General features: G+C 54.8%; 16 protein-coding genes. 4 read left to right on the forward strand and 12 right to left on the reverse strand.

What is annotated here, in order from left to right:
- Positions 1-40: 40 nt before the first annotated feature.
- Positions 41-661, reverse strand: a complete 621-nt coding sequence (fklB, locus tag FD737_RS20295) for an FKBP-type peptidyl-prolyl cis-trans isomerase (RefSeq protein ID WP_038644441.1) — start codon at positions 659-661, stop codon at positions 41-43.
- A 214-nt stretch (positions 662-875) separates the two neighbouring features.
- Between fklB and FD737_RS20300 the strand changes: the two genes are divergently transcribed.
- Positions 876-1532, forward strand: a complete 657-nt coding sequence (locus FD737_RS20300; protein ID WP_160834422.1) for a LysM-like peptidoglycan-binding domain-containing protein — start codon at positions 876-878, stop codon at positions 1530-1532.
- A gap of 58 nt (positions 1533-1590) precedes the next feature.
- Here the strand turns inward: FD737_RS20300 and rplI are convergent, their stop codons facing one another.
- From rplI to rpsF, 4 genes are read right to left on the reverse strand one after another with little or no spacing between them, the layout of a single operon-like run.
- A complete protein-coding gene (rplI, locus tag FD737_RS20305; protein WP_034829315.1) occupies positions 1591-2040 on the reverse strand; it encodes a 50S ribosomal protein L9 in 450 nt (149 codons plus the stop codon).
- A 39-nt stretch (positions 2041-2079) separates the two neighbouring features.
- Complete coding sequence (gene rpsR / locus FD737_RS20310; RefSeq protein ID WP_002210155.1) at positions 2080-2307, reverse strand: 30S ribosomal protein S18; 228 nt, start codon at positions 2305-2307, stop codon at positions 2080-2082.
- Between the two features lie 4 nt (positions 2308-2311).
- A complete protein-coding gene (priB, locus tag FD737_RS20315) occupies positions 2312-2629 on the reverse strand; it encodes a primosomal replication protein N (protein ID WP_034829319.1) in 318 nt (105 codons plus the stop codon).
- Positions 2630-2635: 6 nt separating this feature from the next.
- A complete protein-coding gene (rpsF, locus tag FD737_RS20320) occupies positions 2636-3031 on the reverse strand; it encodes a 30S ribosomal protein S6 (RefSeq protein ID WP_034829324.1) in 396 nt (131 codons plus the stop codon).
- A gap of 383 nt (positions 3032-3414) precedes the next feature.
- Between rpsF and FD737_RS20325 the strand changes: the two genes are divergently transcribed.
- Positions 3415-3621: a hypothetical protein gene (locus FD737_RS20325; RefSeq protein WP_034829327.1), complete on the forward strand. Its 207-nt coding sequence runs from the start codon at positions 3415-3417 to the stop codon at positions 3619-3621.
- 47 nt (positions 3622-3668) lie between these two features.
- Here FD737_RS20325 and yjfP read toward each other — a convergent pair whose 3' ends face one another.
- Positions 3669-4418, reverse strand: coding sequence for an esterase (gene yjfP, locus FD737_RS20330; RefSeq protein WP_097119493.1), 750 nt, complete (start codon positions 4416-4418; stop codon positions 3669-3671).
- Between the two features lie 160 nt (positions 4419-4578).
- Here yjfP and FD737_RS20335 point away from each other — a divergent pair, with 160 nt between their 5' ends.
- Positions 4579-6510 carry a methyl-accepting chemotaxis protein gene (locus tag FD737_RS20335; RefSeq protein WP_160834423.1) on the forward strand — a complete coding sequence of 644 codons (1932 nt, stop codon included), beginning with the start codon at positions 4579-4581 and terminating at the stop codon, positions 6508-6510.
- A 55-nt stretch (positions 6511-6565) separates the two neighbouring features.
- On the forward strand, positions 6566-6892 hold the full coding sequence (gene bsmA / locus FD737_RS20340; protein ID WP_097119492.1) for a biofilm peroxide resistance protein BsmA: 327 nt from the start codon (positions 6566-6568) through the stop codon (positions 6890-6892).
- Here bsmA and FD737_RS20345 read toward each other — a convergent pair.
- From FD737_RS20345 to FD737_RS20370, 6 genes are all read right to left on the reverse strand, one after another.
- On the reverse strand, positions 6866-8494 hold the full coding sequence (locus tag FD737_RS20345; RefSeq protein ID WP_160834424.1) for an isovaleryl-CoA dehydrogenase: 1629 nt from the start codon (positions 8492-8494) through the stop codon (positions 6866-6868). The two genes, bsmA and FD737_RS20345, sit on opposite strands and share 27 nt — an antisense overlap.
- An 89-nt stretch (positions 8495-8583) precedes the next feature.
- Complete coding sequence (rlmB, locus tag FD737_RS20350; protein WP_034829342.1) at positions 8584-9318, reverse strand: 23S rRNA (guanosine(2251)-2'-O)-methyltransferase RlmB; 735 nt, start codon at positions 9316-9318, stop codon at positions 8584-8586.
- Between the two features lie 266 nt (positions 9319-9584).
- A complete protein-coding gene (rnr, locus tag FD737_RS20355; RefSeq protein ID WP_160834425.1) occupies positions 9585-12035 on the reverse strand; it encodes a ribonuclease R in 2451 nt (816 codons plus the stop codon).
- A 16-nt stretch (positions 12036-12051) separates the two neighbouring features.
- The gene (gene nsrR, locus FD737_RS20360; protein WP_034829346.1) at positions 12052-12495 is read right to left on the reverse strand and encodes a nitric oxide-sensing transcriptional repressor NsrR; all 444 of its coding nucleotides are present in this window, start codon (positions 12493-12495) and stop codon (positions 12052-12054) included.
- A 192-nt stretch (positions 12496-12687) separates the two neighbouring features.
- The gene (locus tag FD737_RS20365) at positions 12688-13986 is read right to left on the reverse strand and encodes an adenylosuccinate synthase (RefSeq protein WP_097119488.1); all 1299 of its coding nucleotides are present in this window, start codon (positions 13984-13986) and stop codon (positions 12688-12690) included.
- Between the two features lie 176 nt (positions 13987-14162).
- Entirely contained in the window at positions 14163-14363 is a 201-nt protein-coding gene (locus FD737_RS20370; RefSeq protein ID WP_034829350.1) for a DUF2065 family protein, read from the reverse strand.
- Positions 14364-14382 lie beyond the last annotated feature (19 nt).

The raw sequence follows: 14382 nt of genomic DNA on the forward strand, positions 1-14382 counted from the left end.
CAGTCATTCACGACTGGCCATCCACTACGAAAAATTCAGATTACAGAATTTCCAGCAGCTCGACTTCGAATACCAGGGTGCTGAATGGCGGGATGGATGCGCCAGCACCGCGTTCGCCGTAGGCAAGGTTTTGTGGAATCACTAATTCCCACTTAGAACCCACTGGCATCAGGGTCAGCGCTTCAATCCAGCCCGCGATCACGCCGCTTACCGGGAATTCAGCCGGTTCGCCACGTGCCACTGAGCTATCAAATACCGTACCGTCGATCAGTTTGCCTGTGTAGTGTACACGGACACGATCCTGACGTGATGGAATCGGGCCATCACCTTGAGCGATTACGCTGAACTGCAGACCAGATTCCGTGCTGCTCACGCCTTCACGCTGCGCATTCTGCTCCAGGAATTTATGGCCTTCAGCCGCCATGGCTTCCACACGCTCACGGCGCACGCCTTCTGCACGTTCGTGCACTTCACGCAGCGCGCGATGTACCACGTCAACAGGCACAGCCGGTGAGTTCCCTTCCAGCGCGTCGCGCAGACCCGCGAGCAGTGCTTCTGGCTGCAGGCCCTGCAGTCCAGATTCCTGCAGCTGCTGGCCGACCTGTAAACCGATACCGTAACTTGCTTGTGATTCGACGCTGTCGAATGAAGGGGTGGTCATCTTGATTCCTTAATCCCGGAGAAAATAGAAACGGCAGCATAACAGCGCAGGCGGCTGGCGTAAAATCTGCAGCGCCGCAGATGACATTTACCAGGGAAAGAGAAACAATACGCAGGTCAAATTTTTCAATGCTGGCAGGCACTTCGCGCCCGCATTGCCCATACTATAGCTGTGGCAACGTTTTCGTCGTACAGCGCTAAGAAAGAGAGAATACATGGGCCAGATCGCCCCACGACGCCGCAGGACGCGCGCACCGCGTGCTTTTACTTTATCGAGGTTGCAACGTTGGCTGCCGCAATTTTCGCGCAAGGCCGCCAGCGAGGAGGATTCACGAATGGCTTCTGATACCCCTTCCCGCGTTCCCGCCGTGCTGCTGCGCGTCTGGCATCTGCTGGATGATGTGCGCTGGATGAACCCGCTACCGGCCTTCCATCGCCGTGGCATTGTGATTGCCTTACTGGTTCTGCTATTAGCGTTTCTCTGGCCGAGCAGTACGCCGCAATATCCGATTGAGCGCCCGGCAGATAACAGCAGCAAAGAGGTGCCGTTACAGGCAGAGATTTACGATAACAAGCAGCCGCAGAACACCCAACCGAAAACCGATTCTCAGGGCGAATGGCATAACTACACGGTGGCATCAGGTCAGACGCTGGCACAGTTGTTCCGCGACAATAATCTGCCGGTGAATGATGTGTTCGCGATGGCACGCGTCGAGGGTGACGATCAGCCGCTTAGCGCATTGAAGAATGGCCAGCAGGTGAAGGTTCGTCAGAACGCGCAAGGCGTGGTGACAGGATTAACGGTGGATGGCAGCAACGGCCCGGTGTTATTTACTCGCCAGCCCGACGGCAGCTTTATCCGCGCTCAGTAAATCGCAGATACAAAAACGCCGGCACATGGCCGGCGTTTTCGCGTTACCGAGTAAAAAATTACTCAGCCACTACATTCACAACCAGTTTAGCGAACACTTCGCTATGAACCTGGAAGTCAACTTCGTGCTCACCGGTAGAACGCAGAACGCCGTTTGGCAGACGCACTTCGCTCTTAGCCACTTCAACGCCAGCTGCAGTTACTGCATCAGCGATGTCGCGGGTACCGATTGAACCGAACAGTTTACCTTCGTCGCCTGATTTAGACGCGATGGTAACGGTGCCCAGTGCGTTGATTTTCTCTGCACGTGCGTTAGCAGCAGCCAGAACGTCAGCCAGTTTGGCTTCCAGTTCAGCGCGACGCGCTTCGAAGAACTCAACGTTTTTCTTGGTAGCAGGAACAGCTTTGCCCTGTGGAACCAGGAAGTTACGAGCGTAGCCCGCTTTAACGTTAACCTGATCACCCAGGCTGCCCAGGTTTGCTACTTTATCAAGCAGAATAACTTGCATTACCTTATCCTCTTAAAGTCGTTAATGGACAACTACCAATTACTGATGACGATCAGTGTATGGCAGCAGGGACAGGTAGCGAGCGCGCTTGATGCAACGAGCGAGCTGACGCTGGTATTTTGCACGAGTACCGGTGATACGGCTCGGGACAATTTTACCGCTTTCGGTAATGTAGTTTTTCAGTGTAGCGATGTCTTTGTAATCAATCTCTACAACGCCTTCCGCGGTGAAACGGCAGAATTTGCGACGACGGAAATAACGTGCCATTTGGCTAGTCTCCAGAATCTATCAATTCAATCTGCTCGGCATGTAACACCATTCTGCTCTGACCATTGCGTGCCTGATGGCAGCTAATGAAACCTTCGAGAACGAGTTGCGTACCGACCGTTATATGTTGAGTAATCACCTGATGGGTGCTGCCGCTGATAATCACCGGCATCTGACACCAGGCTTGCCGGTGAAAACCGGCTTCCTCCTGCACAGAACGGTGCTCAAGCACGAACTGGCAGTGAGGAATCCCTGACGGACTGACTTTTCGAACTGGCGTCTTGCACACAGTGCCTGACAGGCGCAGTCGATTTGCCGTCATGTCGGATTACTCTTCAGAATCCCCAGCATCTGAGTCATCTGATGATTCGTTAGCGAAGTCTTCGCGACGATCACGACGCTCATCTTTCGCTTTAACCATCGGAGATGCTTCAGTTACCGCGTGCTTAACGCGCATAACCATGCTGCGGATAACGGCGTCGTTGAAGCGGAAGTTAGTTTCCAGCTCGTCAATCACTTCCTGCGGTGCTTCTACGTTCAGCAGAACATAGTGAGCTTTGTGCAGTTTGTTGATTGGGTAAGCCAGCTGACGGCGGCCCCAGTCTTCCAGACGGTGAATCGTGCCCTGTGCACCGGTGATAGCACCAGTGTAACGCTCGATCATACCTGGAACCTGTTCGCTCTGGTCAGGATGGACCATAAATACGATTTCGTAATGACGCATCGATAGCTCCTTACGGATTATTCAGCCTCCTGTCGGGGTCAGCTGCGGCCCATGGAAGCAAGGAACGTTATAGGTTGTGAATCATTTAAATGAAACACACCTCTGAATGCAGCTGAAAAATTGACGCGTAATCATACTGGCGTCCCCCTGGAAACTCAAGCGCACAATTCATCAAATCGCGTGGGTCGTGCCAGTTAAGCGCACCTTTTGTGCTAAGGATTAAGATTCAGCGGGTTAGCGAGGGTTTATTCAAAATTGCTGATGGAGGCGTTCAACAGGGCGATCTGGCATCAATGTGGCGAAGAACTAAACTATTTACAGGCGCAACGGTTTGGCTTATTCGCGGCGTCTGAGAGTGTAATCCCTGGAGTGAGGAGTCGAATATGAAAACCATCATTTTCGCCACTTTACTGGGTCTCTTCCTGTCTCCACCCGCTTTCGCCAGCTCCGCTGACTACGCGCAGCAGATGAGAAGTAACAGCAGCAATGCGGCTTCAGGCTATGTCTATGTCAACCGGCTGGATGCGCCTGGCAGTAACCCAGTCAGTGCGAATACCAGTGCAGCAGATCGTCTGTCTTCACAACTGTAAATCGGATGACGTAACGGGCTGGCTCACTTTGCCAGCCCGAGTTGTTTCTACAGCTGATGTTTGAAAAAACTCACCAGTGCAGTCAGGGCTGAAGGCGTGATTTTGTGGCCGATGTGCTTTTCCGACAGGTAGGTCATTTTTTCGTTCAACGCGGCTTCACGCAGCGCTTTCTCCAGCCGGACGGTTTCAGCGAACGGCACCACCTCATCGGCTTCACCGTGCCATAACAGCAGCGGGCGATTGGCCAGCTTATCCAGTTGCTGGCTGGGATCGTAAGGTGCCAGCGGCGCGAGGCGAGCAGCGAAGGCCTCTTTCTGTTCTGGCGTGCGCGCCACCAGCGGTGGGAACAGCGTGTGGCTGAGCTGCATAAAGTAACCGGAGCCCATCATACAAGCGACGCTATGAATCTGCGGATAGCGCACCATCGCGCCCAACGCCGTCATGCCGCCCATCGAAGCACCAGCCACTGCAAAGCGCTCATCGGCAATCAAATCTTTCTCACGCAGCGCCGCTTCTAACTGTGGTACTTCGTCGATGTTCTGTTTGAGGATCTCCCAAAAGTGCGTCATACGCGCTTCAGTATCCCCGTTGTAGCGCGCGCCGTGCATGTCGGCATCCGGCATCACGACGCGGAACCCAGCCTGCGCCAGCGCCACCGCGAAGTAGCTGTACACTTCTTTGGATGAGGTAAAGCCGTGATAAAACAGGATGGTGGGTAACCGTGCCTGCCGCTGTCCTGCGGGAGCCGCATGGATACACTCAATACCTGCCAGGTTTTCCGTTGCCAACTCAATCATACCGCCTCCGTTGAGAATGATTATCACCCGTCACAGTGTAAGCGCTGAGCGACAAAACGCGAGCGACTTCACATTTAATCAGAATAATTTCTGTACTAAACCTTTTGCCGCATTTGCCGTTGATCTTGTACCCCTCCAATAGTCTTGAAATAGGTACTTTATGAAGCGTCTCTCTCTCAGCGCCATGGGTCTCGGCATTAAACTGTCTGTATTGACGTCTTTAAGCGTGGCGATTGTGCTGTTTACCCTGACCCTAACACTGAGTCATAACGCGGCCCGTCAACTGGAGCAGCTGGCGACTGACGATATGCAAAATCAGGTGCTGGGCATTAATGAAATGGCCACCATGTTTAACGCCACGTTGTCTGAAGAAGTGGCGAACTACACCAAACTTTTCCAGAGCTTCCTGCCCAAGCGCTTTAGTCGTGATGAGAACGATCGCATTCAGGTCGGCGAATTCAGCACGCCTACGCTGCGCGCCGGGCTGAAAACCCTCAACCTCGATCAAATCGCGGTGGATGATTTTCTCGATCGCACCGGTGCGGTGTCGACCATCTTTGTGCGTGACGGTGAAGACTATGTCCGTATTGCTACCTCGCTGAAAAAACAGGACGGTAACCGCGCCATCGGCACCAAACTGGATCGCAGCAGCGCGGCATGGCGCAACGTCAATCAGGGCGAAGTTTATCGCGGACTGGCCACGCTGTTTGGCCATCGTTATATCACCCAGTATCAGCCGGTGCAGGATGAGAGCGGCGCGGTGATCGCTATTCTGTTCGTTGGCGTACAGATCGATACTCAATACGCCCTGATGCGCGACAAAGTGCTGGCGCGCCATCTCGGCGACAGTGGCAACTTCTTTGTGTTGAACGGTGCCACCGGCAGCACGCAGGGACAGTATCTGTTTGATCGTCAATCAGAAGGCAAATTGCCGCGTTGGGATCAGACCGTCCAGCAGCAACTGTTAACCCAGCCAAAAGGGTTAATGAGTATTGAGCTCGATGGCGAGACTAAGTTATTGGCGTGGCAGCAACTGCCGGGCTGGAACTGGATTATTGCCGGAGAAGTGAGTCGTGCCAGCCTGCTGGCCCCGATAACCCAGAGCCGTAACCTGTTTATCGTCATTGGGCTTGCCCTGGTCATCGCTTTTGCCGTGGGCTTTATCTGGTACAGCCGACGCGCTATTACGCGCCCGTTGCAGCAGGTGATTCATCTGGCAGAGCAGTATGCGGCCGGTAATTTGCAGGCGCATCTGGATTCCACCCGCCGTGACGAAATCGGTCAACTGGTCGCGGCCATAAACGGTATCGGCGATGGGCTGGAAAAAGTGGTGAGTCAGGTTCGCTATGCGGCACGCGATATCAGTCGTGGCACTGACACTATCGCCGCCAGCAGCTCCAGCATTAGCGAACAGATCAATCGTCAGGCGAGTAGCGTGGAAGAGACCTCTGCCAGCATGGAGCAGTTTGGCGCGACGGTGGCGCAAACCGCGGCCAACGTCCGCCAGGCGATGGCGCTGGTCGGTGAAGCGGCCAGCACCGTCAATCATGGCGGCAGTACGGTGGCACGCTCGGTCGAAACTATGGCGGAGATCCGCGTGGCTTCACAGAGCATTGCTGATATCACCCATGTGATTGAATCGATCGCTTTCCAAACCAATATTCTGGCACTTAACGCGGCGGTGGAAGCGGCGCGTGCCGGTGAGCACGGCAAAGGCTTTGCCGTGGTGGCAGCGGAAGTCCGTGCGCTGGCGCAGCGCAGTGCCAATGCGGCTAAAGAGATCGATAACTTGATCGCCACTTCCATCGATAAAGTGGCGGCTGGGCATACGCTGTCGGAGCAAACGCGTGATGCGATGCAGCATATCGTCAGCCATATTGAGCAGGTGAAAACGCTGATGGGCGAGATCAATATCGCCGCACAAGAGCAGGCAGCGGGCATTGGTCAGGTTAATCTGGCGATGAATCATATTGGCCAGGCGACGCACCAAAGCAGCGATATGATCACCCAATCGGAAACCACCGCGCAGACGCTAAGCCAGCAAGGTCATCATTTGACGCAGCTGGTGAGTGTTTTTCATCTTAAAGACTGATGTGAAGAAGGAATATGGCCTAAACTGGAGCCATCTTCCTTTCCAGGAGCGTGTTATGCGTCGCTTTTTACTGGTGCTGAGCCTATTACTAACCGGATGTGCTGCGTTTAAAACCACGCCGGAAGCCCCACCGCCGCCCACCAGCCACGCGCAGGAAATCAGCCGCGCGCAAAGCTATGGCTTGCGCAAGCTGGGCAATATTACGGTCTCTACCCGTGGTTCACCGGATGATGCCGAGCGCGCACTGGCCGCACGCGCGAATCAGGCGGGCGCGGTTTACTACCAAATCCTGATGCTGGATGAAACCACGCTGCCCGGTTTTTGGTACGGTACTGCGATTCTCTATGGTGCGCCTTCAACCAGCGCTGGCGCGCAACAGTAAGCGCGTGCAGAGGTCGTCACTCAACGAACGCCGCCCCCGCATATCCAGGTGTTGATCGCACCAGCCATCAGCCAACGGCGGTTCTGCCACTTTTAACAGAATCGCCGCGCTCGCCAGTTGTAACAGTTCCTGCGTCACCTCACGTGCCATACCTTCCCGCACATGGTTGAGCTGCAGCCTTAACTGGCGCCAGCGACGATCAAAGTGGCGATTGCTACCTTTTACCGCTTCAAATTCATCGTTGAGCATGGTCATGACGTCCGCCTGGCGACCCAGCACGCGCAGCACGTCGAGGCACATCACGTTGCCAGAACCCTCCCAGATGCTATTAACCGGCATCTCACGGTACAGACGCGGCAGTTCACTCTCTTCGCAATAGCCGATGCCGCCCAGCACTTCCATCGATTCTGCCACAAACGGCATGCCCGCTTTGCAGATGCCAAACTTGGCGGCGGGGGTGAACAGTCGCGCATATAAACGTTCGTGCTCGCTGGCGGGGGTGGACCATGCACGCGCTAATCGCATTAGCAGCGCGGTTTGCCCCTCTAACTGCAATGCCTGCTGCGCCAGCACGGTGCGCATTAATGGCTGATCGCTAAGGTTTTTGCCCATCACCTGACGCTGCTGCGCGTGATGCAGGGCAATCGATAAGGCGCGGCGCATTAAGCCATGGCTGCCCAATGCGCAATCAAAGCGTGTCATGCCGCCCATTTTCAGGATCAGCCGCACGCCATCGCCCTCTTCGCCCATCAGCCAGCCAATCGCATCCTGAAATTCCACCTCGGCGCTGGCGTTGGAGCGGTTGCCTAGCTTGTCCTTCAGGCGCTCGATGCGAATGGCGTTGCGCGTGCCATCAGGCAGCAGACGCGGCAGAAAGAAACAGCTCAGCCCTTGCGAAGTCTGCGCCAGAATGAGATGCGCATCGCTTTGCGGCACAGAGAAAAACCATTTGTGACCGGTGATGCGATAAGGCTCGCCTGTGCCGTGCACACCAATCGGTTCCGCGCGCGTGCTGTTGCTGAGCACATCGGTTCCGCCCTGCTTCTCGGTCATGCCCATGCCAATCAACAGGCCGCGCTTTTTGTTGCCCGGCAGGTGATGCGCATCGTAGCGATCGCTCAGCAGCGCCTCGCGCCAATCCGCGTAGGCCTCCGGCAGATGATTTTGCAGTAGCGGAATGGCGGCGTGGGTCATGGTCACAGGGCAGAGTGAACCCGCTTCGACCTGAGCATGCAGAATAAAGCGCGCGGCACGCGCTACCATCGCATTAGGCTGAACATCGGGCTGCCAGCTGAGGTTGTGCAAGCGGCTGGCGCATAGTCCCTGCATTAGCAGATGCCAGGCCGGGTGAAAGCGCACTTCGTCCAGCCGTTCACCGCGTGCGTCATAGCGCTGCAGCTCAGGCGGTTGGGTATTCGCCAGCCGACCTAATTCCAGCGATTCCGCGCTGCCGAGTTGCAGTCCGACAGAGGCCAGCCATTCGCGGTCCCAGCCAGCACCCTCACGTGCCACTGCCTCGCACAAAGCGATATCGCGGGTGAATAAATTGCTGTTACTGAGAGGATGGGGCTGATTGAAAACGCTGTGGGTTGTCCAGGTCATAATGTGGCATCTCCCTCATAAAACGCATGGTTCAAGTATGAGGGGGATGTGCAGTTATGCCTGGCTCAGAAACACTTTTGCGGTGGGGATCACGCCAAACGCTGGCGTACCGCTTCGAACAGGCAGACGCCGGTGGCGACAGAGACGTTCAGTGAAGAGACGCTGCCCGCCATTGGGATGCTGATCAGCTCATCGCAGTGTTCACGGGTCAGACGACGCATGCCTTCGCCTTCCGCACCCATCACCAACGCCATCGGGCCAGTCATTTTGCTCTGGTACACGGTGTGATCGGCTTCACCTGCGGTGCCAACCACCCAGATGTTGTACTCCTGCAGTAAACGCAGGGTACGTGCCAGGTTGGTGACGCGAATCAATGGCACGTTCTCTGCTGCACCACTGGCGACTTTTTTCGCCGTGGCATTCAGCGGGGCGGCACGATCTTTCGGCACGATGACGGCATGCACGCCCGCCGCATCGGCGCTACGCAGGCAGGCACCGAGGTTATGCGGATCGGTAACGCCATCCAGTACCAGTAGAAACGGTTTTTCCAGGCTTTGCAGCAGATCCGGCAGATCGCCTTCCTGATAGTTTTTACCCTGCTTGACGCGTGCCACGATACCTTGATGCACACCGCCTTCCACCTGGCTGTCGAGCCATTGGCGGTTAGCCACCTGAACCACAATTCCCTGAGCTTCCAGTGCGGCAATCAGCGGCTGCAGGCGACGATCGTCACGGCCTTTGAGAATAAAGACTTCCTGGAAACGCTGAGGATCACGTTCCAGCAGCGCCTGCACGGCATGAATACCAAAAATTATTTCACTCATTTGTTTGCTCAAGGTTGGATGTATCGATTTGAAAATTTGAGTATTAATTTCGGTGCACATAACTGCGCACCCTACAAAACGTGCTGATTTAACGTACGCTCGTCGTCACAACACGCTGAACTAACTTAAAGTCGCCATCACTACGCACTTATCCATGATCTGTCGAGCGGGCGCCATCAAAGCACGCTAGCCTAACTTTGGGGCGCCGTTTAAGGCGACCCCACCTTCAAAGTGCGATCAGGTCTTCAGGCTTCGCGAGCCAACCCTCAAGCTTCGTTAGGTTTCTTCTTCGACCCGCGCTTGGCCTTGGTGGCGGCGGCGATTTTACGGGTTTTCTCAGAGACTTTTTTGCCTTTTTTCTCAGTTTTAGCCGATTTTTCAGCAGGCGCATGCTGCTTCTTCTCGCTGCGGAACGCTGAATCTGGCTCGAAGGTGCCCTTTTTACCCGCATCACGACGACGTCTTGCCGGCGGCTTGCCGCCGCGCTTCTCACGTTCGCGCTCGGTTTTACCCTCGCCGCGCGGTACGCGCTTGCTGGAGATGAGCGCAAAGTCGATTTTGCGCTCATCCATGTGCACCGCTTCCACACGCACTTCCACCGTATCGCCTAAACGATAAGTACGGCCACCAGATTCGCCAATCAGACGCTGACCAATTGGATCGAAACGGTAGTAATCGTTATCCAGTGAAGAGACGTGCACCAAACCATCGATAAACAGATCGTTGAGACGCACGAAGAAGCCAAATCCGGTCACGCTGGAGATCACGCCGCTAAACACGTTGCCAACCTGATCCTGCATAAAGTCACATTTCAGCCAGTCCGCGACATCACGCGTGGCTTCATCAGCACGGCGTTCGGTCATCGAACAGTGCTGGCCGAGCTGCAACATCTGCTGCATATCGTAGTGATAACCGCCGTTTGGCGTAGTGTTGCCTTTCAGCGTGCCCTGCTCTTTCGCCAGCAGGTATTTAATCGCACGGTGCAGCAGCAGATCAGGATAACGACGAATTGGCGAAGTGAAGTGTGCATAGGACTGCAACGCCAGGCCAAAGTGACCACGGTTTTCAGGATCGTACACCGCTTGCTTCATTGAGCGCAGCAGCATGGTTTGCAGCATCTCTGCATCCGGGCGATCGGCCACTTGCTTGAGCAATTCGGCATAGTCGACAGGCTGCGGTTTCGCGCCTCCTGGCAGGCTCAAGCCCAGCTCGTTCAATACGGTGCGGAAGCTTTTGATGCTATCTTCGGTTGGACGATCGTGATCGCGGAACAGTGACGGTTCCTGATGCTTCTCAACATAACGCGCCGAGGCGATGTTGGCGAGAATCATGCACTCTTCGATCAGCTTGTGCGCATCGTTACGCACGGTACGTTCAACGCGATCAATACGACGCTCCGCATTGAAGATAAATTTGGCCTCTTCCGTTTCGAAGGAGATGCCGCCACGCTGCTCACGTGCGGTTTCCAGCTCCTGATACATGTGATGCAGCTCTTCAAGGTGTTTCACCTGCGCGGCATACTGCTCACGCAGCTCGGTATCGCCCTGCAGAATGTTCCACACCTTGGTGTAGGTCAGACGCGCGTGGGAGTTCATCACCGCCTCGTAGTGCTTATAGCCGGTGAGCTTGCCGCTGGAAGAGATGGTCATCTCGCACACCATGCACAGACGATCCACCTGCGGGTTCAGCGAGCACAAACCGTTGGAGAGGATCTCCGGCAGCATCGGCACCACTTGTGACGGGAAGTAAACCGACGTGCCGCGCTGATGCGCTTCGTCATCTAACGCCGTGCCTGGACGCACGTAATAGCTGACATCCGCAATCGCCACCCACAGACGCCAGCCACCACCGCGTTTTTTCTCGCAGTAAACGGCATCATCGAAGTCACGCGCATCTTCACCATCGATGGTGACGAGCGGTAACTCACGCAGATCGACGCGGCCTTTCTTAGCCGCTTCAGGCACCTGTTCTTGCAGTTTCGAAATCTCTTTCTCAACTTCTTCTGGCCAGGTATGTGGGATCTCGTGGGTGCGCAGCGCCATATCGACCGCAAGACCGGTGCCCATGTTATCGCCGAGAATCTCGGTGACCTTACCAATGGCTTTGGTGCGACGGGTTGAGCGCTGGACGATCTCTACAACCACTACCGAGCCCATGCGCGCGCCCTGGGTTTCTTCCTGCGGAATCAGGATGTCGAAGCTCAGGCGGCTGTCATCCGGCACCACAAAACCGGTGCCGGCATCGGTAAAGTAACGGCCAACGATCTGGCTGTTACGGGGTTCCAGCACGCGCACCACGCGTGCCTCGCGACGACCTTTTCGATCCGCGCTGCCTGGCTGTGCCAGAATCACATCACCGTGCAGGCAAAATTTCATCTGCTCAGCAGAGAGATAGAAATCATCTTTCTGGCCTTCGACGCGCAGGAAGCCATAGCCATCACGATGGCCAATCACTTTGCCGCGCAGTAAGTCGAGGCGTTCTGGCAGGGCGTAACATTGACGACGGGTAAACACCAGCTGACCGTCACGCTCCATGGCGCGCAGACGACGGCGCAGCGCTTCGAGCTGCTCTTCGCTGGTGATATTCAATTCCTGGGCAATTTCATCGCGATTGATGGGTTTCTCACGCTTTTCTAACAGCGCCAGAATAAATTCGCGGCTTGGAATGGGGTTGTCGTACTTTTCTGCTTCTCTATCCTGGTAAGGATCTTTTGACATTACGGTTCCTCCGATGTCATTTAATTTGGATTGCCACCGGCGGTTCGGACAATAAAATTTGGTACAGTGAATCGTTATCTTTGACCAGATCGGCCAACGTATAGTTATCCAGCTCTTTGAGGAATAACTGGACCGCATCGTGCAGCGCCTTGCGCAGACGACAGGCCGGTGTGATGGCGCACTCTTCACAGTTCACCAGCTGCAAAGGCTCCATTTTTCTCACAACCTGACCAATCACGATTTTTTCCGGGTCCATGCCTAAACGAATTCCGCCGTTTTTACCGCGTGTCGCGGCGACAAAGCCAGCCCGGCTGAGTTGGTTGATGATTTTAACCATATGGTTACGCGACACCCCGTAGGTATCGGTGACTTCGGTAATGTTGGTCTGCTTACCTTCCGGCAACGTCGCCATGTAAATCAGCGCACGCAGACCATAATCGGTGAAACTCGTTAGCTGCACATATACCTCGGTGAATCATCGGGCGTTAGGGTTATGCGCCGGTCGGCGTGGTATTTAAGTATGATGATAAACCAGAGCGTGGAAGCCGGTGCGTTTTTTCTTAAGCAAGTATCGATAATTGCAAGAAAAAAGAGAGTGAGCGGAGTCAAAGAGCGGATAAACAAAGGCCGGACAGTGTCCGGCCATGTAAGATTATGCGTCGAACGGGTCGCGCAGAATCATGGTCTCACTACGGTCCGGGCCAGTTGAAATAATATCAATCGGCACACCGGTCACTTCTTCTACACGCTTGATGTAGTCACGCGCGGCCTGTGGCAGACCTTCCAGCGTTTTCACACCAAAGGTGGTTTCGCTCCAGCCAGGCATGGTTTCGTAGATTGGCTCAATACCTTCCCAACCTTCCGCAGCCAGTGGCGTGGTGGTCATCTCGCGGCCATCCGGCATGCGATAAGCCACACAGATTTTCACTTCTTTCAGGCCATCCAGCACGTCCAGTTTGGTCATGCAGAAACCTGACAGGGAGTTGATCTGTACTGCGCGACGAACGGCAACCGCATCCAGCCAGCCGGTACGACGACGACGACCGGTGGTCGCGCCAAATTCGTGGCCCTGTGCACACAGGAACTCGCCAGTTTCGTCAAACAGTTCGGTAGGGAATGGACCCGCACCAACACGCGTTGAGTAAGCTTTAACGATACCCAGCACGTAATCAACATAACGTGGGCCAATACCGGAGCCCGTCGCCACGCCACCTGCGGTGGTGTTAGACGAGGTCACATACGGATAAGTACCGTGGTCGATATCCAGCAGCGTACCCTGTGCGCCTTCGAACATGATCAGATCGCCACGCTTGCGCGCACCGTCCAACAGGTCAGAAACGTCAACCACCATGCTGGTCAGAATGTCAGCCACAGCCAACGTATCGCTCAGCACTTTTTCGTAGTCAACCGCATCAGTTTTGTAGTAGTTAACCAGCTGGAAGTTGTAGAAATCGACGATTTCTTTCAGCTTAACGGCGAAGGTTTCTTTATTGAAGAGGTCGCTCACGCGCAGACCGCGACGTGCAACTTTATCTTCGTAAGCTGGACCGATACCACGACCGGTGGTACCAATCGCTTTGGCGCCACGCGCTTTTTCGCGCGCCACGTCCATCGCGACGTGATATTGCAGAATCAGTGGACATGCTTCGGAGATCAGCAGACGTTCACGTACCGGCACACCGCGCTCTTCCAGGCCTTTCATCTCTTTCATCAGCGCTTCAGGTGACAGCACAACACCATTACCAATGATGCTGGTCACGTTATCACGCAGGATGCCAGATGGAATTAAGTGGAGGACGGTTTTTTCACCGTTGATGACAAGTGTATGGCCTGCATTGTGGCCACCCTGGTAACGCACAACGTAATTCGCGCGTTCAGTCAGAAGGTCTACGATCTTACCTTTACCTTCGTCACCCCATTGGGTGCCCAGTACGACGACGTTCTTACCCATTTTTTCAAAATCACCGATTGCTTAAAAATGGATTCTACCATCGGTTTTGCTCACTTTCAGCACTTTTAGCATACGATTGCGCGGTTTTTTGCCCGCGTTTTGATCAATACAACATGTTGGGGGGAACATCGACTGCAAGACACAATTTAGCCGTGCATTATCGCTCAAATTTAATGCTATGCGCTCGCGTGCACGCTCAGCATGTAATAAATCACCACGCCCGCTACCACTAATCCACCACCAAAACGATGCAGGATGCGATCGGGCAACTGCGCCATAGACAGAATCATGCGGCGCCAGATACGCGGCAGAAACATCGGACCCAGCCCTTCCAGCACCAGAACTAATGCCAGCGCCATCCAGATGGTTGTGTTCATTCTATTTTTCCCAAAAAAA

This window comes from Pantoea sp. Seng (assembly GCF_009829935.1).
Taxonomy (GTDB): Bacteria; Pseudomonadota; Gammaproteobacteria; order Enterobacterales; family Enterobacteriaceae; genus Pantoea; species Pantoea communis.